General features: G+C 55.3%; 2 protein-coding genes. Both read right to left on the reverse strand.

Annotation, left to right across the window (positions count from 1 at the left end):
• Window positions 1-1304: 1304 nt before the first annotated feature.
• Window positions 1305-1910, reverse strand: coding sequence for an HD domain-containing protein (locus tag EYS42_RS16730; protein WP_130969352.1), 606 nt, complete (start codon window positions 1908-1910; stop codon window positions 1305-1307).
• 175 nt (window positions 1911-2085) lie between these two features.
• Entirely contained in the window at window positions 2086-2646 is a 561-nt protein-coding gene (locus EYS42_RS16735; protein WP_207301183.1) for a hypothetical protein, read from the reverse strand.
• Window positions 2647-2864 lie beyond the last annotated feature (218 nt).

The following is a 2864-nucleotide window of genomic DNA, read 5'->3' on the forward strand; positions in this document are numbered from 1 at the left end:
ATGTGCTCACGTTGATCACTCCTGCCCCCCGCTGCTGCAAAAAACAGCAGGGTAGGTGGATAACGTGGCTCAAAATTGGACGTGACGGAGACCCTTCAGTGGCTCAGTTTTGCTCGTGATTCAACAACTTACTGCTTCCCATTTGGTTTTGGGGTGAGATCGGCACTTGCAGGACAAATGTTTGTGCGCTTTATGACATGAGGTTCGTAAGCACCCGCCTTGAATTCGCCTTGTGTATGCAGGCTAAGGCATTTGCCTGCTCGGGTGTAGTTGAATGAACAAAAGTTTAAGCCTGTGCCTGAACACGCTTCAACCTCTTTAAAACCTGCCTCGTACATTGCTCCTGCATCACCTTGCAGGCTCCATCTGGTGCCATTCGCGTCTTCCCCAAAGGTCTCCAATGGCAACCAACCTTGTGCAATGAGTTGAGCCCGAGCCTTGCTAATCGGCAAAGCACCTTCATGCCCTTTAGCAGTTGCACTTGAGGCAATTAGCATGGCTAGTAGAGATACGAAGAGGCACATGTTTGTTGAGGCCTAACGCCCAAGGTAAGCGGCGCCGGAAGGAGCGCAGCGAGTGGAGGGCACCGACACTGGCCATGAAGATGCCGAAGGCATGGCCAGTGTTGGCGTCCGCTTGACCGCCGAGTTAGGCCAATGTGCTTGCGCGAAGCGCCCGTGCCCAAGCTCGGTGATGGCGTTACCACTTCCAGAGCGATGGCGTGCGCAAATGGGCGGACAGCGTTTCACAAGGGCTCCCAGGTGTTCTGTTTGGCGCCGATCAAGCAGCGCATCGAATGCAGCCAGCATAACGCGAAGACGCTGAACAGTGAGGGCGAAGCCATGACTGCGGCTTCATGTTGCGAGCTGGTGGCGTGGCGAAGACACGGCACAGAACCTGGCGCTGATTGCCGAAGGATAAGCAGCCCACTTGGCGGTGGCGCGTGGCACTTTGGCGCCGCGCGGTGGCCAGCAGGCAGCCGAAGGACTGACAGCCAGGTTGAGGCAGCGAACCGCGCCACGAGGCGAACCAATTGGCGAGTTAGCGCCGGGCCTGGAGCGAAGCCAGCCGGTTGATTAGCCAGGAAGCAACCGACGCCAGCTAAGCCATTCCCGCATGACGAGCAGAGCAGGGCGCTCGATGCCGCAAAACACGCCCAGAAAATGCTTCCAGAGACCGGCCAAACAGTGGCCTAACGCCCAAGGTAAGCGGCGCCGGAAGGAGCGCAGCGAGTGGAGGGCACCAACACTGGCCATGAGAATGCCGAAGGCATGGCCAGTGTTGGCGTCCGCTTGACCGACCAGTTAGGCAACAGCGGCCAGGTTGATGCGCGCCTGCTGTTCATAGCGCTCCCTGAAGTAGCTTGTGTTGTAGATGTTGGGACGAGCCAAGAATGCTTGAAGTACGCCCCTACGCTTCATGTTGTAGATGAAGCTTGGAACCCAACTGTACTCGGCTCGTACCTGCCGGTCGTATTCGGCGAACCGCTTGGGGGTGGCGCCGAGTATGCTGAGGTCAATGTCGACGAGCAGTTGTTGATCGCCGTCTGTGGGTGTGGCGTCATGCTTGGTGGCCAGAATTAGGCACTCGACCCGCTGTTGAACGTTGTTGTCGGCGTTAGCGTGGCGGAGCACTCGCAATGCCCAGTCAGCACTTTGCTGCTCGTTCGACTTGCCTCGCACGTCATAGACGGCATCGTGAAACCACAAGGCGATGGCGACTTCGCCGGGATGCGCTGCCAAGTGCCGAACTTGGCCGAACGCATTCAAGCATTCTGCAAGATGCTGTTTGGAGTGATAGTGGCGCTGTGGTTCGCTGTACGCGCCAAGCAGTAGGCCGAAAAGATCGCTCGGCGACGCCAATCCCAGATCGGCCCAAGCCTGCGCCCAAGACTCTTCAAAGACGCTCATTGGAGTTGCCTAACGCCCTAGTTAACCGGCGCCGGAGCACGAAGTGCGTAGGGCACCACGGCAGGCCATGAAAATGCCGAAGGCATGGCCTGCCGTGGCGTCCGCGTTGAACGACCAGTTAGGCAAAACTTCTAACGGAAACTAGGTGCGCATGTGAAAGCCGGGATTTGAATTTTCACTTGATTTGTTTTGTTACGTTCCGCTCAATTTCATCCCAAGTGTAGTCTCGGGCAACCCGTGCAAGTAAAGGGATTGCATTCTGCTTAACTTTGGGCCATGTTATATACCCGTTATCAAGGGCTTCAATTTCCGATTTTGTAACAACCCATGTGCCAATATTTGCGCCAGCGGCTTTGACTTGATCAATGATCTCTTGTGAATTTCTGATGCCGCCTCCGTTGCCCTCGAAGCTCATTCTCCCCCTCGAGAAAACATACCACTCGCCGGTCACCGAAGATTCAAGAACCATGCTTGGGAGGTGGTAGTGAGTTGATGGCTCGTCTTCTATTAAGATGGAAATTACAGGGCTCTTAACTGCGGTCAGAATTCTTGACAAATCGTTCCATGCGTCAAAGGTTTTGAATTTTTGTGCTTTGGGTGATTCAGATGTTTTTTCCTTTTGTGGGGCTTCATCGCTCTTGCTGGATATGTTTTCAGGCGCAGATTTTTTGAAGTCAATTTTGTTTGCTAGCCAACTGGCTAGAATGCTGAGGCCGAAATCACCCAATCCCATCATTTTTCTTCCTTTTTAACGATAAGTGAACGATGTGTGACGATTAAATTGCTGCGGTGTGTTTTGCCTAACGCCAAAGTTCACCGGCGCCGGAAGCCGAAGGCTGGAGGGCACCTCGACGGGCCACGCCGCAGGCGTGGAACGTTGAGGCGTCCGCGTGCAACGCCCCGTTAGGCTGGGGTAGATGCCCGCGCCGTGGCGATGACCGCAGGCCTGGTTGA

It is taken from the genome of Aquabacterium lacunae, from assembly GCF_004310865.1.
Taxonomy (GTDB): domain Bacteria; phylum Pseudomonadota; class Gammaproteobacteria; order Burkholderiales; family Burkholderiaceae_C; genus Aquabacterium; species Aquabacterium lacunae.

Excerpts from the sequence above, each read along its gene's own strand:
- EYS42_RS16730 (WP_130969352.1), bottom strand. The coding sequence starts at position 1,910 with ATGAGCGTCTTTGAAGAGTCTTGGGCGCAGGCTTGGGCCGATCTGGGA.
- EYS42_RS16735 (WP_207301183.1), bottom strand. The coding sequence starts at position 2,646 with ATGATGGGATTGGGTGATTTCGGCCTCAGCATTCTAGCCAGTTGGCTA.